The sequence below is a fragment of the Streptomyces sp. NPDC001980 genome, assembly GCF_040296885.1.
Taxonomy (GTDB): domain Bacteria; phylum Actinomycetota; class Actinomycetes; order Streptomycetales; family Streptomycetaceae; genus Streptomyces.
Window position 1 is genome coordinate 1 of sequence record NZ_JBEOYD010000013.1, and the last position, 21,108, is coordinate 21,108.

Sequence of the window (21,108 nt, forward strand, 5' to 3'; positions counted from 1 at the left end):
GCCGTACAGCGGCATGCCCGCCTCCAGCCGCAGCGTGTCCCGGCAGGACAGCCCGCACGGCACCAGGCCCACCGCGGAACCCGCCTTGGTCAGCGGTGATCCGCGAAGCGCGTCCCATCGCATACGACACCCTCGGCCGGCGCGGCACGCCCACCGCCCGCCGGCGCTGCGAACGCCTCGGCTTCGTCCGCACACCAGAGCGGGACCGGAATCCCGTGCCCTACCCGGACGACATCACTCTCCTCACCTACGAGTTGACGCTCCGACACCGCCGCGACACAACATCTGGGGGTGACGCGACAGCCCGGCACTAGATGTATGCTCATGCTCGCTGTCGTCGCAGGGGAATCCGGTGCGAATCCGGAACTGTCCCGCAACGGTGTACTTGTGCATGTTCGTGCACAGGAGTCAGTCCGAGGACCTGCCGACAGCACGCCCAGCCACCCGGTTCGGGCGTTCTGACGTCCGGGCCTCGTGGAGTGGGCCGGGGTCTCGACGCGTGCCCGCGCACGCTCGTGCTGCCCGCTGCCCTCCGCCAGGCCCCGTGCCCAGCGAGGGAGAGCCCCACGTGACCATCGCGCCAGCCGACCCGGCCTCAGCGACCATCTCCGTGGAAGAAGACGGTCCCGGTACCGCGCTGTTGCGGACCCTGACCGAGCTGACCGCCGACCTCCCCGACGCCGACCCCGGCCGGGTCGCCGCCGCCGCGTTGCGCGGCCGGTCCGCGCGGGCCGACGAGTCGGAGTTGCGCGAGCTGGCCACCGAGGCCGCCGCCGGCCTGATCTCGGAGGACCCCGCCTACTCGCGGCTGGCCGCACGGCTGCTCACCGTCTCCATCCGCGCCGAGGCCGCCTCGCAGGGTGTGACGTCCTTCACCGAGTCCGTGGCGGTGGGGCACCGCGAGGGCCTCATCGCCGACCGGACCGCCGAGTTCGTCCGGCTGCACGCGACCCGCCTCGACACGCTCGTCGACCCGGCCGCCGACGACCGCTTCGGCTACTTCGGCCTGCGCACGCTGCACAGCCGTTACCTGCTCCGGCACCCGATCACCCGCCGCGTGATCGAGACGCCCCAGCACTTCATGCTCCGGGTCGCCGCCGGTCTCGCCGAGGACGACACCCCGCGCTCCGTGGACGAAGTCGCCGCGCTCTACGGGCTCATGAGCCACCTCGACTACCTCCCGTCCTCCCCCACCCTCTTCAACTCCGGCACCCGGCACCCCCAGATGTCGTCCTGCTACCTCCTCGACTCCCCGATGGACGAGCTGGACTCGATCTACGACCGCTACCACCAGGTCGCCCGGCTCTCGAAGCACGCCGGCGGCATCGGGCTGTCGTACAGCCGCATCCGCTCCCGCGGGTCGCTCATCCGCGGCACCAACGGGCACTCCAACGGCATCGTGCCGTTCCTGAAGACCCTGGACGCCTCGGTCGCCGCCGTGAACCAGGGCGGCCGTCGCAAGGGCGCGGCCGCGGTCTACCTGGAGACCTGGCACTCCGACATCGAGGAGTTCCTGGAGCTGCGCGACAACACCGGCGAGGACGCCCGCCGTACCCACAACCTGAACCTGGCGCACTGGGTCCCGGACGAGTTCATGCGCCGGGTGAACGCCGACGAGCCGTGGTCGCTGTTCTCCCCCGCCGATGTGCCGGAGCTGGTGGACCTGTGGGGCGCGGAGTTCGACGCGGCCTACCGCAAGGCCGAGGCGGACGGGCTGGCGCGCCGGACCATCCCGGCCCGTGACCTGTACGGCCGGATGATGCGGACCCTCGCGCAGACCGGCAACGGCTGGATGACCTTCAAGGACGCGGCCAACCGGACCGCCAACCAGACGGCCCTGCCCGGACACGTCATCCACTCCTCCAACCTCTGCACGGAGATCCTGGAGGTCACGGACGACGGCGAGACGGCCGTCTGCAACCTGGGGTCCGTGAACCTCGGTGCGTTCGTCGACACGGCGACCGGGGACATCGACTGGGAGCGGCTGGACGAGACCGTCCGCACCGCCGTCACCTTCCTCGACCGGGTCGTCGACATCAACTTCTACCCGACCGAGCAGGCGGGCCGGTCCAACGCCAGGTGGCGGCCGGTCGGCCTCGGCGCCATGGGCCTCCAGGACGTCTTCTTCAAGCTGCGGCTGCCCTTCGACTCCGCCGAGGCGAAGGCGCTGTCCACCCGGATCGCCGAGCGGATCATGCTCGCCGCGTACGAGGCCTCCGCCGACCTCGCCGAGCGCGGCGGCCCGCTGCCGGCCTGGGAGAAGACCCGCACCGCGCAGGGTGTGCTGCACCCCGACCACTACGGCGTCGAGTTCACCTGGCCGGAGCGCTGGGCGGCGCTGCGCGCGCGGATCGCGACCACGGGCCTGCGCAACAGCCTGCTGCTCGCCATCGCGCCCACCGCCACCATCGCCTCGATCGCGGGCGTCTACGAGTGCATCGAGCCGCAGGTCTCGAACCTCTTCAAGCGCGAGACGCTCTCCGGTGAGTTCCTCCAGGTCAACTCCTACCTGGTGCAGGACCTCAAGGCCCTCGGTGTCTGGGACGCCCGCACCCGCGAGGCGCTGCGCGAGGCCAACGGCTCGGTGCAGGACTTCGTCTGGATCCCCGAGGAGGTGCGCGATCTCTACCGCACCGCCTGGGAGATCCCGCAGCGCGGCCTGATCGACATGGCCGCCGCCCGCACCCCGTACCTGGACCAGGCCCAGTCGCTGAACCTCTTCCTGGAGACGCCGACCATCGGCAAGCTCTCCTCGATGTACGCGTACGCCTGGAAGTCGGGCCTGAAGACGACGTACTACCTGCGCTCGCGCCCGGCGACCCGGATCGCCCGCGCCGCCCAGGCCCAAGCCACCATCCCCGTCCAGCAGGCGGCCCCCGAAGACGCCGTCGCCTGCTCCCTGGAAAACCCCGAGTCCTGCGAGGCCTGCCAGTAATGTCCAGCAAGAACCTTCTCGACCCCGGCTTCGAGCTCACGCTCCGCCCGATGCGCTACCCGGACTTCTACGAGCGCTACCGGGACGCCATCAAGAACACCTGGACCGTGGAGGAGGTCGACCTCCACTCGGACGTCGCCGACCTCGCGAAGCTGTCCCCGATGGAACAGCACCTGATCGGCCGGCTGGTCGCGTTCTTCGCCACCGGCGACTCGATCGTCGCGAACAACCTGGTGCTGACGCTGTACAAGCACATCAACTCGCCCGAGGCGCGGCTCTACCTGAGCCGGCAGCTGTTCGAGGAGGCCGTGCACGTCCAGTTCTATCTGACGCTCCTGGACACCTACCTCCCCGACCCGGAGGACCGCGCCGCCGCCTTCGCGGCGGTCGAGAACATCCCCTCCATCCGCGAGAAGGCCGAGTTCTGCTTCACGTGGATGGACTCGGTGGAGAACCTGGACCGCCTGGAGTCCACGGCCGACCGCCGCCGCTTCCTGCTCAACCTCATCTGCTTCGCCGCGTGCATCGAGGGCCTGTTCTTCTACGGCGCCTTCGCGTACGTCTACTGGTTCCGCAGCCGGGGCCTGCTGCACGGTCTCGCCACCGGCACCAACTGGGTGTTCCGTGACGAGACGATGCACATGAGCTTCGCGTTCGACGTGGTCGACACGGTGCGTAAGGAGGAGCCGGAGCTCTTCGACGACGAGCTCCGGCAGCAGGTCACCGACATGCTGCGGGAGGCCGTCGAGGCCGAGCTGCAGTTCGCCCGTGACCTGTGCGGTGACGGCCTGCCCGGCATGAACACCGACTCGATGCGCCAGTACCTGGAGTGCGTCGCCGACCAGCGGCTCGGCCGCCTGGGCTTCGCCCCGGTGTACGGCTCGGAGAACCCGTTCTCCTTCATGGAGCTGCAGGGCGTTCAGGAGCTGACGAACTTCTTCGAGCGGCGTCCGTCCGCGTACCAGGTGGCGGTGGAGGGCACCGTCGACCTGGACGAAGACTTCTGAGCCTGCTGAGCCTTCGGGGTATCCCGCTCCCCGCGGTCCTCGTGGGCCTCCCTGATCTGCCGGTCGATGCGCCTGTCGCGCAGGATGCCGAGCACGGAGGGGAGGGCCATGAGGACCAGGATGCCGAGGACCAGGACCATTCCGACGAGACCTTCGATCTGGTTTCCGTTCATGGACACTACTGTCGCGCCGAATGCTCCTTACCGTGAGTGGCAGCACTGCCACACACCCTCGAATTACTGCCATCGGCGAGGCACACTGGCAGCATGCTGACGAACGTGGCCGCGGTACTCCTGGACGGTGTGCACCCCTTCGAGCTCGGAGTGGTCTGCGAGGTCTTCGGACTCGACCGCTCCGACGAGGGGCTGCCGGTGTACGACTTCGCGGTGGTCTCGGCGGAGGGGCCGTCGCTCGGCACCCATGTGCCGGGCCTCACCGTCTCCACGCCGTACGGCCTGGACCGGCTCGACGAGGCCGATCTGATCGCGGTGCCGGCCTCGGACGCCAACGTCGCCCGGGACTACCCGCCCGAGCTGCTCGACGCGCTGCGCCGGGCGGTGGACCGGGGGGCCAGGGTGCTCAGCGTCTGCTCCGGCGTCTTCGTGCTCGGCGCGGCCGGGCTGCTGGACGGGCGCCGGTGCGCCGTGCACTGGCGGCACGCGGACCTGCTGGCCCGCCGGTACCCGCGCACCCGGGTCGAGCCGGACGTGCTGTACGTCGACGAGGACCCGGTGATCACCTCGGCGGGCACCTCGGCCGGCATCGACGCCTGTCTGCACATCGTGCGCAAGGAGCAGGGCCCCGAGGTCGCCACGAAGATCGCCCGGCGGATGGTGGTGCCCCCGCACCGGGACGGCGGCCAGGCCCAGTACATCGAGCGTCCGCTGCCGGAGGGGCCCTGCGACACGGTCGGCGGGGTGCTGGCCTGGATGACGGAGCACCTCGACGAGGAGGTCACCGTCGAGCAACTGGCCGCCCGCGCCCTGATGGCCCCGCGCACCTTCGCGCGCCGCTTCCAGCAGGAGACCGGCACCACGCCGTACCGCTGGATCCTGCGGCAACGGGTGCTGCTGGCGCAGGAGTTGCTGGAGGGGACGGACGAGACGATGGACGCGATCGCGGGCCGGACCGGCTTCGGGACGGCGGCCGCGCTGCGGCACCAGTTCGTGAAGTCGCTGGGTACCACGCCGAACGCCTACCGGCGCGCGTTCCGGGGCCCGGAGGCCGCCTGAGCGCGCGCCGGTATCAGGCGTGATCCGCCGGTCGGCAGGTCACCAGGGCACGGGTGCGAGCAGCAGCCGGTGCGGGCGCAGGGTGATGCCCACCCGGGTGGTGTCGTTCGACCCGGCGACCTGTTCGAAGCGGTACTTGGCGCACAACGCCGCCGTGATCAGGCTGAGCTGGGTCATGGAGAAGTGGTCGCTGGGGCACTTGCGGTTGCCGACGCTGAAGGGGCTCATGGCGTACTTGGGCACGTCCCCCGCCCGCTCCGGAAGCCAGCGGTCCGGGTCGAAGTCGAGGTGCCCGGGGTACGAGTGCGGGTCGCGCTGGATGGCGTACGGGCTGTAGACGATGTCGGCCCCGGCCGGAATGCGATAGCCACCGAGCTCGGTGTCGGTCTTGGCCCGCCGCGTCAATATCCATACGGCCGGCCGCAAACGCATCGCCTCGACGACGACATTGTTGGTGTGCGTGAGCCGGCGCACGTGCTCAAAACCAACCGGCTGACCGCCCGTCACGGATTCGACCTCGGTCCGTACCTTCTCGGCGTGTTCCGGGTGTTCGGCGAGGACCTGGAGCAGCCACATGATCGTGGAGGCGACTGTTTCGCTGCCGGGGGTGAGTATCGCGACCACCTGGTCGTGGATCTCCTGTTCCCCGATGGGGTCGCCATTCTCGTCCTTCGCCGCGAGCAATGCCGTCAGCAAATCGTCCGGCTTTTGACCAGATGCCCGGCGCTCGGCGACGATCTCGTCGACGAGGAGATGTAAATCGGCCAGCGCCCGGTTGAATTCGCGGTTGGCGGGCAACGGGAGCCGGTACAGCGGGCCGAGTGGTACAACCATCCGCCGGTACATACCGCGGAAGACGCTCGCGAGGTCGACGCTGAGCCGCTCCGCGCGCTCGTCCATGTACTCGCCGCGCAGCAGGCAGCGGGCGGCGATGCGGACGGCGACCCGGAAGGACTCCGAGGTGCAGTCGACGGTGGAGCCGGGCTGCCAGCGCTCGGTCAGCGCGTGCGCCTCCTCCTCCATGACCGGTCCGTAGTCGGGGATCGCGGAGAGGTTGAACGCGGGCTGGATGGTGCGGCGTTGGCGCCGGTGGCGGGGGCCGTTGGCGGTGGCGACGCCCTCCTTGCCGAGCAGTCCCTCCAGGGACTCCCACAGCGGCCCGGCGATGATGAAGTCGGGGTTCAGGGCTAGGGCGCCGGTGAGCGCCGGGGTGGTGACGGCGTACACCTCCTTGGGGCCGAGCCTGAGGCGCACCATGTCGCCGTGGGCGCGCAGCCGGGTCATGAAGGCCAGCGGGTCGCGGACCAGCCGCCAGCCGTGCCCGAGTAGCGGCACCCCGCCGCCGGCCAGGGGCGGTTCGCGCAGTTCGGTGTGTTCGGAAGCCTCCGCGGTCGCGGGCTTCACGGACTCGACGGTCATTTCTCACCTGCCGCTTCGTTGTTGACGTACGGGGGCGTGGACCGGTCGTCCCAGCTGTCGACCATGTAACGGCCGGATTCGTGGTGGAACCAGTAGACGGAACTGAACCAGTTCCGCATATTGCCGATGCAGGCCGCGACGGCGGCGCCGATTTCCTTTCCGCGCACGGTGCCGTCGTCGAGCCGCTCGGCGAACCGCAGTGCGGTCCGCTCGGCGACCAGGAATTCGCTGATGCATTCCTCGACGCGCCGCCTTACTTCTTCGACCGCCTGCTCCAGGCTCATTCCCTCATGAGTGACGAGACTGATTCCGAGATTGTGCACCTCGTCGCCCGCTATTTCCTTCGGCAGCGAGCAGAGGTCGTTGTACCAGGCGGCGAATTCCTGACTGAGCAGCGCCGGCCGGCGGTACGCCGGGTTTTTCCGTACGGCGTCCGGGAGTTCGATCCCGGCGCTCGGCTCCAGCAGGTCCGTCCATATCCAGTGGGCGAAGGTGAGGCGCCGCAGGGCCAGGTATTCGTCGACCCCGGGAACGTATCCCGAGGTGCGGTTGCGGAACTCGCGGTCGTACGCCTCGATCACCTCGTGGAAGTGCCGGGCGAACCGCCGGTTCCAGGTCCCCGGCAGGAACGTGTACGTCCGCGCGATGCTGTCCGCGAACCCCGCGACCAGGGTGTCCGGGTGGTGCAGGTGGTGCAGGGGCGCGTCGAGGGCCGCGTGCAGCCGGAACCGCAGCCGTCGCCAGTCGGCCGTCCTGCCGTGCACGACGTCACGGTCGTGCCGGTCGTCCCAGACGAAGAACCAGGCGCTGTAGTCGCATATCGCCTGGATGACCTCGCCGGACGCGCCCAGGTAGTACCCCGCCATGAGGTCGGTGTAGCAAAGACCATCGGCATATTCCCGCACCTTGTCCGCCGGCATCAGCCGCTTTTCCAGCAGCCAGAGGCGGGTCTTCTCCTGTAGCTGTGGCCAATACGGATGCAGTTGCCGGGGAAACTCGGCCTCGATCACCGGGAGGGCGAGTTGCGGTGGAACCGCGACCGCCGTCGGCGTCGATGTGGTGCTGTGTGAGAAAGCATGCACGAACAAACCCCTCTCAGCCGAGCCAGGTGCGCACGCCCCTCCCGCTGTGCCGGGCGTGCGCCGTTGCGTATCCCCGCAGTTCCCATTCAGCACCACGACTGACCGGTCTGGGAACGGATTTGCTTCACTCACTACCCCACAGTGCCGAGAATCTCCCCTTGTGTGACTGATTAGGGATCGCTAGGGGTGTACAAAGGATCGAATGTACGACGCACAGGCGAGCGAGTCTGACCGAACATGACGAACGCCTGGTCGGTGCAGGCCCGACCAGGCGTCACAACTGTCCTACAGCGTTCCCTGAGTATCAGTCGTTGGCGACCACGGGGTAGCGAGGCTCGTTCTCGGCCATCTGCCGCAGCGCGTCCTTGCGCTCGCGCTTGGAGAGCCGGTCGATGTACAGGTAGCCGTACAGGTGGTCGGTCTCGTGCTGCAAACACCGAGCGAAGTAGCCGGTGCCGCGCACCTTGATCGGGTTGCCCTTCTCGTCCTGCCCGGTGACCTCGGCGTAGTCGGGCCGGGCGAGCGGGGCGTAGGCGGTGGGCACCGACAGGCACCCCTCGTTGCTGTCGTCCAGCCGCCGCTTCTCGGCAGGCAGGTCGACCAGCTTCGGGTTGCACACCACACCGACGTGCCGGGCGCCCTCGTCGTCCTGGCAGTCGTAGACGAAGACCTTCAGGTCGACGCCGATCTGGTTGGCGGCGAGGCCGACACCCTCGGCGGTCCGCTGGCTGGCGAACATGTCGGCGACGAGCTGGTCCAGCTCCGCCCCGAACTCGGTGACGTCCTTGCACTCCTTGTGCAGCACCGGGTTCCCGACGACGGTGATGGGCCGCGACGTCCCCCGCTCACGCCAGGCGTTCTCGCGCTCCTCGGTCCCCTCGGTGTCGACGACGAATCCCTCGTCGTCCACGGGGAGCACGCCCGCGTGCTGCTGATCGGTGTCCTGCTGGGCCATGACCGACGTAAGCCTTCCTAGGTAAAACAGGGGGAGATGTTGCTGATACAGGGTACGTGGATGCGCCCCGTCAGGGGCGCGGGACCGTATCCGATATGCGGCTACCGCCGCGTGGGCGCGACAAGCCCCCACCGGCCCGCACCCGACCAGCGACGCTCAGCAAACCTCTTCCAGATCCCGCCAATCCCTGGAATCAGGGCTGTCCGCAACCCACCCGTCCAGCAACCCCCTCACCAGCGAAGCCGGCGCAGCGATCCCGCACTCCCGCTCCGGCACCCACAGCTGCCCGTCGGTCCGATGCCCCAGCGGCCCCGGATGCCCCGGCTCACTGTGGTCGTGGGGATCGAGATGCACCCCGTCCCCCTCGTCGGACGGCATCCGCGACTCGGAGCACATCCGGCACAGCAACCGCACCGAAGAGGACCAGTCCTCCGCCGCGAACCCGGCATCCCCCGCCAGCTGCTCCAGTGCGTCCCGGTCCGCCTCCGTCGCCGCCTCCAGCAGCACCACCCAGGTCGGCACCGGCGACGGCGCCCACAGCTCGATCTCGTCGAAGACGGGGTACGCGTGCCCGGTCGCCGTGGTCCGCTCGCCGTGCGGCACCCCGTCGTGGAGGACAACCTCGCCCCAGCGCCGCCCGGACGAGGGCAGCGGGATGGACTGCACCTCGATACGGGCGGGGTCCAGCCGCCGCCCCCACACCACCTCGGCCTCCCCTTCCGGGGACAGCCGTACGGCGGCACTGCCCAGGTCCATGCCGTCCGGCTCACCGGACGCGGTGGCGCCGCCCGGCACCCGCAGCCCGTACGCCTGCCAGGCCCGCCGCGCCAGCGGCCAGTCCTGCAGCGCGGTCGCCGCGATGCCCACGTTCCACCAGTCGGGCGCCCCAGTCTCCCGGTCGAGGAGGGCCACCGCCCGCAGCCCGGCCGCGCGAGCCTGCTCCCAGTCGTGCCGGAACTTGTGCAGCAGGGCGAGGTTGAACCAGGACTCCGACAGCCAGGGTTCCAGGTCGGCGGCGCGTGTCAGCAGTTCGCCCGCGTCCTCGTACCGGCCGTCGCCGATCAGCGTGAACGCGCGGTCGGTGGCCTGCCGCCAGGAGGCGGAGGGCCGGTGCCGTCCCTTGCCGAAGATCCTCACGATTCCCGCCTGCCAGTTCCAGTTCCGCACAGTGGGCTGGCTTGTGCCCCCGGACATCACCCTCTCCCTCGCATCCAACCACGTACGACGGGAGGGCCGCTCATTACCCATGGGTTACCCAGCCGCGCGCAAGGTCAGACAGTCTCTGGAGAGCACGCGGGCCAGGGCCTCCACAACCTCCGGAGCGTAGTCCCCGGCGGTCGCCAGCCGTAACTCCTCCAGTGCCGTCAGCGGCCCGCCGGGCCCGGAATCCCGGGCCTTCTCCTCGTACGCGTTGACGGTCCGCACGATCCGCGCGGCGACCGGCTGCTCCCGGTACGGGTCGGCCTGCCGCTCCACCACCACGGCGACCGCCGCGGCCACCCCGGTCTGCCGTACGACGGCGCCGCCGAGCAGGGCTATCCGGCGCTGCTCCGCCGCGGGCAGCCCGGCGGTGGCCCCGGCGGGCACCGGGTCGACGAGGCTGAGCTGGCCGATGTCGTGCATGAGCGCCGCGTACTCCAGCACGGTGAGCTCCGCCCCGGACAGTCCCAGGTCCCGCCCGACGGCCTGGCTCAGCGTGGCCACCCGGCGGGCGTGCCCGGCCGGGGTGTACCCGGCTATCTCGGTGGCGCGGGCGAGGGAGGCGATGGTCTGCCGGTAGGTGGCCCGGACGGCCGCGTACCGGCGCAGGGACAGCTGGGTGAGGAGGAGGGGCAGGCAGAACACGGGCAGCGCCCACAGCCCGACGACGGCGACGGCCAGCGCGATCACGGCCCCGGTGGCGCAGACGGCGGACCCGATGCCGAGCAGCCCGCGCAGCTCGTCCCGCAGCAGCGGTCCGAACGGCCAGCCCGTCCGCGCGTGGGCCTGCGCGGCGGCGAGCACGGCGTCGCACAGCGCGGTGAGCACGAGGAGCGCGACGAGCAGCAGGGCGTACGCCGGTCCGCCCAAGTGTTCCAACGCGCCCCTGCTGTAGAGGGGTTGGAAGCAGACGGCGGCGAAGCCGACGGTGAGGACGCGGCGCGTGAGGTGGTCGAGGGTGGGCCGCCGCCCGTCGGCTATGTGCGGGACGTTGCCGAGCAGCGAGGCCGCGCAGACGACGGTGACGACCTGGAACGCCCCGTCGTGCGTCACGGCCCCGGCGTCGGCGCCGAGCAGGGCGTAGGCGAGCCCGCCGGCGGCCCCGAGCGGGGCGGCCTCGCGCACCTCGGCGCCGGTCCACCGGGCCCACTCCCCGATGCCGACGAGCACGCCGAAGGCGAGGGCGATGCCGCGGTCGTCGAGGCCTTCCCAGAGGGTGCCGGCGAGACAGCCGAGGGCGAGCAGCAGGGCAGCGAGACGGATGCACCCGAGCGCGGCGGGGCGGCGGGAGCGAGGGGCCGCGGCCGGACCGGCGAAACCGCTGCCGCGGCCACTGCCTCTGCCACTGCCACTGGCCGCCGGTCCCGGGGCGAACGCCGGGGCCCCGGACGTCACGGGGTACCTCGCCCGACGCTTTCGCGGTCACCGCTCGGCGGACCGGAGAGGGCCGGGTCGGCCGGGTCCGGTGGCCGGACGTCGGCGGTGACCGCGGGGTGCCAGCCGTGTCTGGCCAGCGCTCGCGCCAGGGCGTCGACGATCCCCGCGTCGAAGTGCCGCCCCGCGCACCGCCGTAGCTCCGCCACGGCGGCCGCCACCGGCCGGGCCCGGCTGTAGGAGCGCGTCGACGTCATCGCGTCGAACGCGTCGGCGACGGCCACCACGCGGGCGGACTCCGGGATCTGGCCGCCCGCCAGTCCGTAGGGGTAGCCGCTGCCGTCGATGCGCTCGTGGTGGTGGAGGATCGCCGCACGGGCCTCCCCGAGGAAGGAGATCCCGCGCACCATCTCGTGGCCGTACTCGGGGTGCAGTTCGATGATCCGGCGTTCCTCCGGGGTGAGCGGCCCGTTCTTGCGGAGCAGCCGGGTGGGGACGCCCAGCTTTCCGACGTCGTGGAGGATGCCGGCGAAGCGGAGCACCTCCACCCGGTCGTCGGCCATGCCCAGTTCGCGCGCGATCATCACGGAGGCCTGTCCGACCCGCTCGCTGTGCCCGCGGGTGTACCCGTCCTTGATGTCGACGGCCTGGACGAGCGCGCGGATGGTGGCCTGGTGGGCGGCGCGCTCCCGGTGGTACTGGGCGAACACCCACCAGGACACGCACATCGGCAGCAGGACGAGCAGCGCGGCGACGGGACCGTAGGGGCTGCGCCAGAGCACGGCCATCATCAGCCCGGCCAGCCCGTGCACCCCGACCGGGGCGAGGGAGCGGGAGAGCAGACCGCGCCAGGCCCGGCGTACCGGCACCCGCTCGGCGACCGCGAGAATCCCGCCGTCCAGCAGGGCGAGAACCACGCAGAAGGCCAGTACGGCCGCGGCGCAGGGCAACAGCGCGTACGGGAAGTCGCAGCCCACCACCGAGTCCCGCCCGCCCAGCGCCCAGTGCACACGCCCCGCGCCCCACACGGCGAGCCCCAGCTCGGCGGCCCGCCAGATCCGGCGCAGCGCCTGCGGCCGTTGCTCGGCACACGAGAGCAGCGCACCCGGCAGCGGTACGAGCGCGGCGGCCGGCGGTGGCAGCAGGAACGCACCGGCGAGCAGCACCGGGTAGAAGGTGCCACCGAGACGGCGCCGTACGACGTGCTCGCAGGCCGCGTACAGCGCGGCGAGGAGAGCGACGGCCCACCAGGGCGTACGCAGGCCGGGCAGCGGCAGCAGACAGAGCAGGGCGGCGAGGGCGACGCAGGTCACGTACGCGCGCACCCGTACCGGGACCGCCTCCATCTCGCCCCTCCCCCGACCATGCCTGTCCAGGCTCCGGAGCCTAGGGCGGGAGCCGGCGGGTTCGGGGGCTTATGACCGGAGGATTAGCACGTTCGGGTGACGGAACACCGGGGCGGGAACCGCTGGGCGCCGCCTGCGGGCGGCGCTGCCGCGGTCAGCTCTCCGGCGTGACCCGTACGGGCTGGGCGGCCCGGGCAGCCGTGACGTCGTGTTCCGGGACGGCCTGGCCGGAGCGGATCAGGTCCAGCCGCCCCAGCACCTTGGACCGCAGGTCGGTGGGCACGTCGTCATGCCCGCAGCACCGCTTGACCAGCTTCTTCACGGCCTCCTCCAGCCCGTACTTCTCCAGGCAGGGGGAGCACTCGTCGAAGTGCTGCTTGAACTTGACGCGATCGACGTCCGGCATCTCACTGTCGAGGAACTCGTACAGATGATCGAGTACCTCACTGCAGTCCGTCTCGTGCGGCTCTCCGCAGCTCATGAGCCCGAGCCTTTCGCTTCGTTCGACTCTCCGGCGCCGGCCGGGACGAGCCCGCGCTCCCGCGCGTAGTCCTCCAGCATGCCGCGCAGTTGACGACGGCCCCGGTGCAGCCGGGACATCACCGTACCGATGGGTGTCCCCATGATGTCCGCGATCTCCTTGTAGGCAAAGCCCTCTACGTCGGCGAGGTAGACGGCGATGCGGAATTCCTCGGGGATCGCCTGCAGCGCTTCCTTCACGTCCGAGTCCGGCAGATGGTCGAGCGCCTGCGACTCCGCGGAGCGCAAGCCCGTCGACATGTGCGACTCGGCGCGGGCGAGCTGCCAGTCCTCGATCTCCTCGGCCGCGGAGCGCTGGGGCTCGCGCTGCTTCTTGCGGTACGAGTTGATGAAGGTGTTCGTGAGAATGCGGTACAGCCACGCCTTGAGGTTGGTGCCCTCACGGAACTGGTGGAAGGACGCGTACGCCTTGGCGTAGGTCTCCTGCACCAGGTCCTCGGCGTCGGCCGGGTTGCGCGTCATGCGCAGTGCGGCCGAGTACATCTGGTCGAGGAATTCGAGCGCGTCCCGCTCGAAGCGCGCGGTGCGCTCCGACGTCGACTCCGCGCTGACGCCCTGGCCCTCGGGCAGCTCCGCCTGGCCGTTGTCGGTCCCTGCGTCGGTACCGGTGACCGGACCCACCTCCTCAAGATCCCGGGCAGGACCAAAACCGATCCCACTCGTCTCGGAGGATAGAACACGACCCGTGCCTGCCGCCGCTCGAATAGGAGCGGTCTTGGCCGCGTGCAGCACCGTCCAGTCCAGGTCAGCGCTGCTGGTACGGCTCGGGCAGATGGTCGAACCCATGCGGCGGACTTCCTCTCCTTCGGCGTCGGCGCTGGCGTCCCAGCACTTCTGTCCGCCTCAACAGTGGTCCGCCGCCCAACATTCCCGGGCGTCACCCGAGAGCCGCGGTCCATGCGACGACCGCGTCCGTGATGATGGTCACTGCCTGTTCCGGCCCGATCTCGGCCCTTTTGGGCACCGCGAACCCGTGATCCCCGTAGGGCACCTCGACGAGGTCGTACTCCCCCTCCGGGAACTCGGCCGGCTTCCCGAACGGGTCGTTCCCGCCCTGCACGACGAGCGTGGGCACCCCGGCACCGAGCAGCTCCCCGGCCCGCGACTTCTCCGGCTTCCCGGGCGGGTGCAGCGGAAAGCTGAGCGCGAGGACGGCGGCGGCGCCCAGCTCCGTCGCCGTACGGCAGGCGACCCGGGCTCCGGCGCTGCGACCGCCGGACACCACCGGCAGCCCCGGCGCGGCGAGCGCGGGCCACACCCCGCGCCAGCCGACGTCGAGCGTCTTCGGCGCGGGCGCGACCTTCTTCCCGGCGACCCGCCAGGGCTGCTCGACGAGCGCGACGGTCACGCCGTGCTCCGGCAGGACCGCGGCGATCGCCCGCAGGTCCCGCGCCTCGACGCCCCCGCCCGCCCCATGGCCGACGGCGAGCACCAGCCGTGCCTGCTCCGCCTCGTGCCAGGTGATGCGGGCGTCCCCCGCCTCCGTACCGACGATCTTCGCTGTGGTCACGTGAGAAGGCTAGAAGAGCGTGCCCTCCTCGGGCCCCTCCAGCTCCTTCAGCAGCTCCGGGCTGCTGTTGCGGACGTTGCTGACCGCCGTGGAGACCGGGTAGGCCCGCATCAGGCCCTCCGGCGGCGGGGCGAGCAGCGAGCGCAGGTCCTCGACGTCCGTCCGGGCCGGGTCGAGCCAGGCGTCCCAGCGGTCCGGGGTCAGCATCAGCGGCATCCGGGGGTGGATGTCGTGCAGCGACCGCGGCCCTTCTGCGGGCGCCACGGCCAGCGGCGAGGTCTCCGCCTCCGTGGTGATCACCGAGCACGTCACCCACCAGGCCAGCGGGTGCTCGTCGGGCAGCGTACGGTCCCGCCAGAACTCGTACAGCCCGGCCATCGCGAACACCGAGCCGTCGGCGGGCAGCACGAAGTACGGCTGCTTGCGCGGCCGCTTCTTCTTCCCCTCGACCTCCAGGTCCCGCTCCTCCGGGTCGGTGACCCATTCGTAGTAGCCGTCGGCGGGCAGGATGCAGCGGCGGGTGGCGAAGGCGCGGCGGTACGACGGCTTCTCGTGCACGGTCTCCGCGCGCGCGTTGATCATCCGGGCGCCGCCCTCGGGCGACTTGGCCCAGGAGGGCACGAGCCCCCACTTCAGCTTGCGCAGCTGGCGAACCGGACGGGGGTCGTCGGCGTCTTTCACCGGACGGTCGAGGACGGCGTAGACCTCCTTGGTCGGAGCCACGTTGTAGTCGGGCTCCAGGGTCTCCTCGGGCTCCCACTTCTCTATTTCAAAGACTCCTGCGAGATCCTCGGGCCCACGACTGGATGCATACCGTCCGCACATACGTGCAACACTGCCAGGCCCGCCCGTCGCCCGACCACCACCCCGCAACGACGGCGCTACGCGCCGGCACCTTTTCGACTGACCAGAGGGAGTAACCACCGCACCATGGACAGCACCGCCGCCCTCGCGCTGCCCGACCTCTGGGACCGTCTGACGGGTACCCAGTCCGACCCCGACCTGTGGGTGGTGCTCGCGACCCTGGCCGCCGCGGTCGCGGTGGTCGTCCCGCACAACCTGTGGCGGATATCCCGCAACGCCATCACCATCGCCCACGAGGGCGGCCACGGCCTGACCGCACTGCTCTCCGGCCGCCAGCTGACCGGCATCCGGCTGCACTCCGACACCAGCGGCCTCACGCTCAGCCGGGGCAAGCCGCACGGCATCGGCATGATCCTCACGGCGGCGGCGGGCTACACGGCTCCCCCGCTGCTCGGCCTGGGCGGCGCGGCCCTCCTCGGCGCCGGCCGCATCACCCTCCTGCTCTGGCTCGCCACCGCCCTGCTCCTCGTGATGCTGGTGATGATCCGCAACGCGTACGGCGTTCTGACGGTGTTCCTGACGGGCGGCACGTTCCTGCTGGTGTCCTGGCTGGCCGGACCGCAGGTGCAGGCGGCGTTCGCGTACGCGGTGGTGTGGTTCCTGCTGCTGGGCGGAGTCCGCCCGGCCTTCGAACTGCAGGCGAAGCGCTCCCGCGGCGGCGCCGGCGACTCGGACGCGGACCAGCTGTCGAGGCTGACCCATCTCCCGGCTGGCGTATGGCTGTTCCTGTTCCACACGGTGTCACTGTGCTCGCTGATCGGCGGGGGCAGGTGGCTGTTGGGGATGTGAGCAGCACATCGCCGCCGACGGGGCGACAGCCCACCTGAAGGGGCGCTGGGGGTACCCCCGGCCGAAGGCTGGGGGAGGAACTGCGCGACCAGCCCCCACGGCGCCGCACCCGACCGACCACCCCAGCCCACCGCCACCGCACCCCGACCCCGGCCGCGCACTAAAGTGACCCCATGGCCGCAAACCCCACCGCACCAACCGCCCTCTGGCCCGCCCCCCACGCGCGCGGAGCCGTCGACGCGACGGTTCACGTGCCCGGGTCCAAGTCGGTCACCAACCGCGCCCTCGTCCTTGCCGCCCTCGCCTCCGAACCCGGCTGGCTGCGCCGCCCCCTCCGCTCCCGCGACACCCTGCTGATGGCCGGCGCCCTGCGCGCGATGGGCGTCGGCATCGACGAGGGCGTCGGCCCCGACGGCTCCGGCGAGGCCTGGCGGGTGCTCCCCGCAGGGCTCCGCGGCCCCGCCACCGTCGACGTCGGCAACGCCGGCACGGTGATGCGCTTCCTCCCGCCCGTCGCCACCCTCGCCGCAGGCGACATCCGCTTCGACGGCGACCCCCGTTCGTACGAACGCCCCCTGCACGGCGTGATCGACGCCCTGCGCGTCCTCGGCGCCCGCATCGACGACGACGGCCGCGGCGCGCTCCCCCTCACCGTCCACGGCAGCGGCGCCCTGGACGGCGGCCCGGTGTCCATCGACGCCTCGTCCTCCTCCCAGTTCGTGTCGGCCCTCCTCCTGTCCGGCCCGCGCTTCAACCAGGGCGTGGAGGTCCGCCACACCGGCGCGACCCTCCCCTCCCTCCCGCACATCCGCATGACGGTGGACATGCTGCGCGCGGTCGGCGCCCAGGTGGACACCCCCGAGTCGGGCGGCGAGCCGAACGTCTGGCGGGTCACGCCCGGCGCCCTGCTGGGCCGCGACCTGACCGTCGAGCCGGACCTGTCGAACGCCCAGCCCTTCCTCGCCGCGGCCCTGGTGACGGGCGGCCGGGTCGTGATCCCGGACTGGCCGTCCCGGACGACCCAGCCGGGCGACCGGCTGCGCGAGATCTTCACCGAGATGGGCGGTTCCTGCGAACTGACCGAGTACGGCCTGGAGTTCACCGGCTCGGGCCGGATCCACGGCATCGACGTCGACCTGGGTGACGTCGGCGAGCTGACCCCCGGCATCGCGGCGGTCGCCGCTCTCGCGGACACCCCCTCCACCCTGCGCGGGGTCGCCCACCTGCGGCTGCACGAGACCGACCGGCTGGCCGCGCTCACCAAGGAGATCAACGAGCTCGGCGGCGACGTCACCGAGACCGCCGACGGCCTGCGCATCCGCCCGCGCAGGCTGCACGGCGGCGTCTTCCACACCTACGAGGACCACCGCATGGCGACGGCCGGTGCGATCATCGGCCTGGCCGTGGCCGACGTACAGATCGAGAACGTGGCGACGACGGCGAAGACCCTGCCGGACTTCCCCGACCTGTGGACCGGGATGCTCCGGAGCGACGGGGCGTAGGGGCGTACACCATGCGCCGCTACGGCAAGCACACCGACGAGGACGACATCCGCAGCCGTCCCAACCGCAAGGGCACCCGGCCCCGGACGAACATCCGCCCCGCACACGAGGACGCCGCCGAGGGTATGGTCCTCACCGTGGACCGGGGTCGCCTGACCTGCCTGGTCGAGGACCGTACGGTCCTGGCGATGAAGGCCCGGGAGCTGGGCCGCAAGGCAGCGGTGGTCGGCGACCGGGTGGCCCTGGTCGGCGACATGTCCGGCAAGAAGGACACCCTCGCCCGTATCGTGCGCATCGAGGACCGCACGTCCCTGCTCCGCCGTACCGCCGATGACGACGACCCGTTCGAGCGGGTGGTCGTCGCCAACGCCGACCAGCTGGCGATCGTCACGGCCCTGGCCGACCCGGAACCCCGCCCCCGGCTCATCGACCGCTGCCTGGTCGCGGCCTACGACGGCGGCCTCACCCCCCTGCTGGTCATGACCAAGTCGGACCTGGCCCCGCCGGACAAGCTCCTGGAGCTGTACAGCCACCTGGAGATCCCGCACGTGGTCACGAGCCGCGAGGAACTGGCTGCGGGGGAAGCCGCCCACCAGGTCAGGGAGCATCTCGACGGCAAGATCACGGCGTTCGTCGGCCACTCGGGCGTCGGCAAGACCACGCTGGTGAACGCCCTGGTCCCGGAGGACCGCCGCCGCACGACCGGCCACGTGAACGCGGTGACCGGCAGGGGCCGCCACACCACGACCTCCGCCCTGGCCCTCCCCTTGTCCGACGACGGGGGCTGGGTCATCGACACCCCGGGCATCCGTTCCTTCGGCCTGGCCCACATCGACCCGTCCCGCGTGATCCACGCCTTCCCCGACCTGGAACCCGGCACCGTGAACTGCCCGCGCGCGTGCAGCCACGACGAGCCGGAGTGCGCGCTGGACGAGTGGGTCGCCGAGGGCCACGCGGACCCGGCCCGCCTCTACTCGCTGCGGCGGCTGCTGGCGACCCGGGACCGCAAGGAAGGCGACTGACCACCGGGGTGTTTGTCATGACCGGAGTTCGGTAAGTGCATAATCGCACCGAGCTGGACGTACGGGAGGACAGCACATGGCGTGGCTGCTGGTGATCGTGGCCGGGATCCTGGAGACCGGCTTCGCCGTGTGCCTCAAACTCTCCCACGGCTTCACCCGACTATGGCCGACGATAGCCTTCGCGTCCTTCGCCCTGGGCAGCTTCGGCCTGCTGACCCTGTCCCTGAAGAAACTGGACGTGGGCCCGGCCTACGCGGTCTGGACCGGCATCGGCGCGGCAGGCACGGCGATCTACGGCATGGTCTTCCTCGGCGACCTGGTCTCCACCCTGAAGATCATCTCCATCAGCCTGGTGATCGCGGGCGTGATCGGCCTCCAGCTGTCCGGTTCCGCCCACTGAGGCGCCCCTCAAGGGGCACCGGGCTGTATCTGATGTGCGGCTCCGCCGCGCGGGCGCGACCAGCCCCCACGCACCCGCGGGTACCCACGACCCGCACCACCTCTTGCCTCTTCGTCACACCGGCTGCCGATAGAGCGCCCCACGCACCAGCTCCGCCACCCCGCCCCCGCCCTCCCCCGGCGGCGCCGCGACACACGACAACGCGAGCCGCACCACCAGCTCGCACGACCGGGCCAGCTCACCGTTCCCCTTCCCGGCACCCGCCCCGGAAAGCACCGCCACCGCCCGATCCCGCACGATCTGCACGAAGTCCCCGGGAGAAGGCAACGGCCCGTCCGCCCTCCGCTGCGCCGGCACCGCCGACGAGGACGGCACCGCGGACAGCGTCGGCGACGGCAACCGCTCGCTCCAGCATCCCGTGAGCATCGCCCGCACCAGCACGTTGTCCCGAGCCGCCACCGCCATCCACTCGGCCGTGGCCGTAAGGCGCTCCCGCGCCTCGGCATGGCTCCCCAACGCCCGCTCCACCCCGGCGAGATACCCGTCGGCCTCCCTGCGCACCAGCGCCCTCGCCAGGCCTTCCTTGCTGCCGAACTCGTTGTACAGCGTCTGCCGGGACACCCCGGCCGCCGCCGCCACGTCGACCATCCGCACGGCAGCCCACGGCCGACGCGCGAGCGCCGCGTACGCGGCGTCCAGAAGGGATTCCCGGGCTGCAGGCATCATCGCCTCCCTGGGGCGAGCGACTCTGCGCCCAGATTTGACGCGCACGGATCGACTGTCAAGGGTTCGCGAAGGCACCGGGGGGCGCCCTTCGGCCAACACGCGCGGGCGCGCCACAGGCGTACCGCGGGCCAACGGGGGTCGCCGCCCGATCACTTGCCGGCATCGCCCGGCCTCCCCTGGTAGCCCCGCGCCCACCCCGGCAGATACCGTTCGTCACATGCCGGACTACCTTGATGACCTGCGTCTCGCCCACGTGCTCGCGGACGCGGCCGACGCCGTGACCATGGACCGCTTCAAGGCCCTCGACCTCAAGGTCGAGACCAAGCCGGACATGACCCCGGTGAGCGAGGCGGACAAGGCCGCCGAGGAACTGATCCGCGGCCAGTTGCAGCGCGCCCGCCCGCGGGACGCGATCCTCGGCGAGGAGTACGGCATCGAGGGCACCGGCCCGCGCCGCTGGGTGGTCGACCCGATCGACGGCACCAAGAACTACGTACGCGGCGTCCCGGTCTGGGCGACCCTGATCTCCCTGACGGAGGCGGCCGAGGGCGGCTACCAGCCGGTCGTCGGCATGGTCTCCGCCCCCGCGCTCGGCCGCCGCTGGTGGGCCGCGAAGGGCCACGGCGCCTTCACCGGCCGCAGCCTGTCCTCGGCGAGCCGCCTGCGCGTCTCCAAGGTCTCGAAGCTCGCCGACGCCTCCTTCGCGTACTCCTCGCTCGGCGGCTGGGAGGAGCGCGGGCAGCTGAACGGCTTCCTGGACCTCACCCGCGAGGTGTGGCGCACGCGCGCGTACGGCGACTTCTGGCCGTACATGATGGTCGCCGAGGGATCCCTGGACATCTGCGCCGAGCCGGAGTTGTCCCTGTGGGACATGGCGGCCAACGCGATCGTGGTGACGGAGGCCGGCGGCACCTTCACCGGCCTCGACGGCCGTCCGGGCCCGCACAGCGGCAACGCGGCCGCGTCCAACGGCCTCCTCCACGACGAGCTGCTGTCGTACCTCACCCAGCGTTACTGAAACGGTCTTCTGAGGCACAACGGACCCAAACGGGCTCACTGCTCCCCTCACATATGAGCGCGTGCGCCCTCAATTGGCTGCACGCACCCCCTTGTTGACCCTCGCTTTACCTGCCACCCTGAGAGAACCCTCACTTGTGCATTTGTGAATCGCTGAACTATCCCGGCGATTTCCCTAGGAGGTGGCA

General features: G+C 71.1%; 20 protein-coding genes and 1 riboswitch. Of the genes, 8 read left to right on the forward strand and 12 right to left on the reverse strand.

What is annotated here, in order from left to right; genetic code table 11:
• Positions 1 to 318: 318 nt before the first annotated feature.
• Positions 319 to 443: riboswitch (cobalamin riboswitch) on the forward strand.
• Positions 444 to 568: 125 nt separating this feature from the next.
• Positions 569 to 2,935: a ribonucleoside-diphosphate reductase subunit alpha gene (locus ABT137_RS20995; protein ID WP_351710975.1), complete on the forward strand. Its 2,367-nt coding sequence runs from the start codon at positions 569 to 571 to the stop codon at positions 2,933 to 2,935.
• Complete coding sequence (locus ABT137_RS21000) at positions 2,935 to 3,942, forward strand: ribonucleotide-diphosphate reductase subunit beta (protein ID WP_351710977.1); 1,008 nt, start codon at positions 2,935 to 2,937, stop codon at positions 3,940 to 3,942. Before ABT137_RS20995 ends, ABT137_RS21000 begins: the two co-directional genes overlap by 1 nt.
• On the opposite strand, the gene ABT137_RS21005 is transcribed toward ABT137_RS21000, so the two are convergent.
• Positions 3,855 to 4,115 (reverse strand): hypothetical protein, encoded by a 261-nt coding sequence (locus tag ABT137_RS21005; protein WP_351710979.1) that lies wholly within the window; start codon positions 4,113 to 4,115, stop codon positions 3,855 to 3,857. The genes ABT137_RS21000 and ABT137_RS21005 overlap by 88 nt on opposite strands.
• Before the next feature lie 93 nt (positions 4,116 to 4,208).
• On the opposite strand from ABT137_RS21005, the gene ABT137_RS21010 reads away from it, so the two are divergent.
• The gene (locus tag ABT137_RS21010) at positions 4,209 to 5,174 is read left to right on the forward strand and encodes a helix-turn-helix domain-containing protein (RefSeq protein WP_351710981.1); all 966 of its coding nucleotides are present in this window, start codon (positions 4,209 to 4,211) and stop codon (positions 5,172 to 5,174) included.
• A gap of 39 nt (positions 5,175 to 5,213) precedes the next feature.
• On the opposite strand, the gene ABT137_RS21015 is transcribed toward ABT137_RS21010, so the two are convergent.
• The 10 genes from ABT137_RS21015 to ABT137_RS21060 form a co-directional block, all read right to left on the reverse strand.
• Entirely contained in the window at positions 5,214 to 6,593 is a 1,380-nt protein-coding gene (locus ABT137_RS21015) for a bifunctional albaflavenone monooxygenase/terpene synthase (RefSeq protein WP_351710983.1), read from the reverse strand.
• Positions 6,590 to 7,675, reverse strand: a complete 1,086-nt coding sequence (gene cyc1, locus ABT137_RS21020; RefSeq protein WP_351710985.1) for an epi-isozizaene synthase — start codon at positions 7,673 to 7,675, stop codon at positions 6,590 to 6,592. The genes ABT137_RS21015 and cyc1 overlap by 4 nt, the downstream gene beginning before the upstream one ends.
• 304 nt (positions 7,676 to 7,979) lie before the next feature.
• On the reverse strand, positions 7,980 to 8,630 hold the full coding sequence (def, locus tag ABT137_RS21025) for a peptide deformylase (protein ID WP_351710987.1): 651 nt from the start codon (positions 8,628 to 8,630) through the stop codon (positions 7,980 to 7,982).
• 156 nt (positions 8,631 to 8,786) lie between these two features.
• The gene (locus ABT137_RS21030; protein ID WP_093508044.1) at positions 8,787 to 9,767 is read right to left on the reverse strand and encodes a hypothetical protein; all 981 of its coding nucleotides are present in this window, start codon (positions 9,765 to 9,767) and stop codon (positions 8,787 to 8,789) included.
• Positions 9,768 to 9,881: 114 nt separating this feature from the next.
• Positions 9,882 to 11,093, reverse strand: a complete 1,212-nt coding sequence (locus ABT137_RS21035) for an HD-GYP domain-containing protein (RefSeq protein WP_351711355.1) — start codon at positions 11,091 to 11,093, stop codon at positions 9,882 to 9,884.
• Positions 11,094 to 11,221: 128 nt separating this feature from the next.
• A complete protein-coding gene (locus ABT137_RS21040) occupies positions 11,222 to 12,550 on the reverse strand; it encodes an HD-GYP domain-containing protein (protein ID WP_351710989.1) in 1,329 nt (442 codons plus the stop codon).
• 154 nt (positions 12,551 to 12,704) lie between these two features.
• Positions 12,705 to 13,031 (reverse strand): mycothiol system anti-sigma-R factor, encoded by a 327-nt coding sequence (gene rsrA, locus ABT137_RS21045; protein WP_351710991.1) that lies wholly within the window; start codon positions 13,029 to 13,031, stop codon positions 12,705 to 12,707.
• Complete coding sequence (gene sigR, locus ABT137_RS21050; protein ID WP_189267612.1) at positions 13,028 to 13,711, reverse strand: RNA polymerase sigma factor SigR; 684 nt, start codon at positions 13,709 to 13,711, stop codon at positions 13,028 to 13,030. The genes rsrA and sigR overlap by 4 nt, the downstream gene beginning before the upstream one ends.
• A 256-nt stretch (positions 13,712 to 13,967) precedes the next feature.
• Entirely contained in the window at positions 13,968 to 14,600 is a 633-nt protein-coding gene (locus tag ABT137_RS21055) for an alpha/beta hydrolase family protein (protein ID WP_351710993.1), read from the reverse strand.
• A gap of 9 nt (positions 14,601 to 14,609) precedes the next feature.
• On the reverse strand, positions 14,610 to 15,425 hold the full coding sequence (locus ABT137_RS21060) for an SOS response-associated peptidase (protein ID WP_351710995.1): 816 nt from the start codon (positions 15,423 to 15,425) through the stop codon (positions 14,610 to 14,612).
• 105 nt (positions 15,426 to 15,530) lie between these two features.
• Here ABT137_RS21060 and ABT137_RS21065 point away from each other — a divergent pair, with 105 nt between their 5' ends.
• The 4 genes from ABT137_RS21065 to ABT137_RS21080 all read left to right on the forward strand — a co-directional run bounded on the left by ABT137_RS21065 (position 15,531) and on the right by ABT137_RS21080 (position 19,177).
• On the forward strand, positions 15,531 to 16,253 hold the full coding sequence (locus tag ABT137_RS21065) for a M50 family metallopeptidase (RefSeq protein ID WP_351710997.1): 723 nt from the start codon (positions 15,531 to 15,533) through the stop codon (positions 16,251 to 16,253).
• A gap of 173 nt (positions 16,254 to 16,426) precedes the next feature.
• The gene (gene aroA, locus ABT137_RS21070) at positions 16,427 to 17,755 is read left to right on the forward strand and encodes a 3-phosphoshikimate 1-carboxyvinyltransferase (protein ID WP_351710999.1); all 1,329 of its coding nucleotides are present in this window, start codon (positions 16,427 to 16,429) and stop codon (positions 17,753 to 17,755) included.
• 11 nt (positions 17,756 to 17,766) lie between these two features.
• Complete coding sequence (gene rsgA / locus ABT137_RS21075) at positions 17,767 to 18,777, forward strand: ribosome small subunit-dependent GTPase A (protein ID WP_351711001.1); 1,011 nt, start codon at positions 17,767 to 17,769, stop codon at positions 18,775 to 18,777.
• A 76-nt stretch (positions 18,778 to 18,853) separates the two neighbouring features.
• Positions 18,854 to 19,177, forward strand: a complete 324-nt coding sequence (locus ABT137_RS21080; RefSeq protein WP_093499187.1) for a DMT family transporter — start codon at positions 18,854 to 18,856, stop codon at positions 19,175 to 19,177.
• 114 nt (positions 19,178 to 19,291) lie between these two features.
• Here the strand turns inward: ABT137_RS21080 and ABT137_RS21085 are convergent, their stop codons facing one another.
• Positions 19,292 to 19,903 (reverse strand): TetR/AcrR family transcriptional regulator, encoded by a 612-nt coding sequence (locus tag ABT137_RS21085; protein ID WP_351711003.1) that lies wholly within the window; start codon positions 19,901 to 19,903, stop codon positions 19,292 to 19,294.
• A 217-nt stretch (positions 19,904 to 20,120) separates the two neighbouring features.
• On the opposite strand from ABT137_RS21085, the gene hisN reads away from it, so the two are divergent.
• On the forward strand, positions 20,121 to 20,921 hold the full coding sequence (gene hisN, locus ABT137_RS21090) for a histidinol-phosphatase (RefSeq protein WP_351711005.1): 801 nt from the start codon (positions 20,121 to 20,123) through the stop codon (positions 20,919 to 20,921).
• The last annotated feature ends 187 nt before the right edge of the window (positions 20,922 to 21,108 follow it).

What these genes read in the sequence shown, in the direction of transcription:
- ABT137_RS21000 (WP_351710977.1), top strand. Translation starts at nt 2,935, where the DNA reads ATGTCCAGCAAGAACCTTCTCGACCCCGGCTTCGAGCTCACGCTCCGC.
- ABT137_RS21005 (WP_351710979.1), bottom strand. Translation starts at nt 4,115, where the DNA reads ATGAACGGAAACCAGATCGAAGGTCTCGTCGGAATGGTCCTGGTCCTC.
- ABT137_RS21010 (WP_351710981.1), top strand. Translation starts at nt 4,209, where the DNA reads ATGCTGACGAACGTGGCCGCGGTACTCCTGGACGGTGTGCACCCCTTC.
- ABT137_RS21015 (WP_351710983.1), bottom strand. Translation starts at nt 6,593, where the DNA reads ATGACCGTCGAGTCCGTGAAGCCCGCGACCGCGGAGGCTTCCGAACAC.
- def (WP_351710987.1), bottom strand. Translation starts at nt 8,630, where the DNA reads ATGGCCCAGCAGGACACCGATCAGCAGCACGCGGGCGTGCTCCCCGTG.
- ABT137_RS21040 (WP_351710989.1), bottom strand. Translation starts at nt 12,550, where the DNA reads ATGGAGGCGGTCCCGGTACGGGTGCGCGCGTACGTGACCTGCGTCGCC.
- rsrA (WP_351710991.1), bottom strand. Translation starts at nt 13,031, where the DNA reads ATGAGCTGCGGAGAGCCGCACGAGACGGACTGCAGTGAGGTACTCGAT.
- ABT137_RS21060 (WP_351710995.1), bottom strand. Translation starts at nt 15,425, where the DNA reads ATGTGCGGACGGTATGCATCCAGTCGTGGGCCCGAGGATCTCGCAGGA.
- ABT137_RS21065 (WP_351710997.1), top strand. Translation starts at nt 15,531, where the DNA reads ATGGACAGCACCGCCGCCCTCGCGCTGCCCGACCTCTGGGACCGTCTG.
- aroA (WP_351710999.1), top strand. Translation starts at nt 16,427, where the DNA reads ATGGCCGCAAACCCCACCGCACCAACCGCCCTCTGGCCCGCCCCCCAC.
- rsgA (WP_351711001.1), top strand. Translation starts at nt 17,767, where the DNA reads ATGCGCCGCTACGGCAAGCACACCGACGAGGACGACATCCGCAGCCGT.
- ABT137_RS21080 (WP_093499187.1), top strand. Translation starts at nt 18,854, where the DNA reads ATGGCGTGGCTGCTGGTGATCGTGGCCGGGATCCTGGAGACCGGCTTC.
- ABT137_RS21085 (WP_351711003.1), bottom strand. Translation starts at nt 19,903, where the DNA reads ATGATGCCTGCAGCCCGGGAATCCCTTCTGGACGCCGCGTACGCGGCG.
- hisN (WP_351711005.1), top strand. Translation starts at nt 20,121, where the DNA reads ATGCCGGACTACCTTGATGACCTGCGTCTCGCCCACGTGCTCGCGGAC.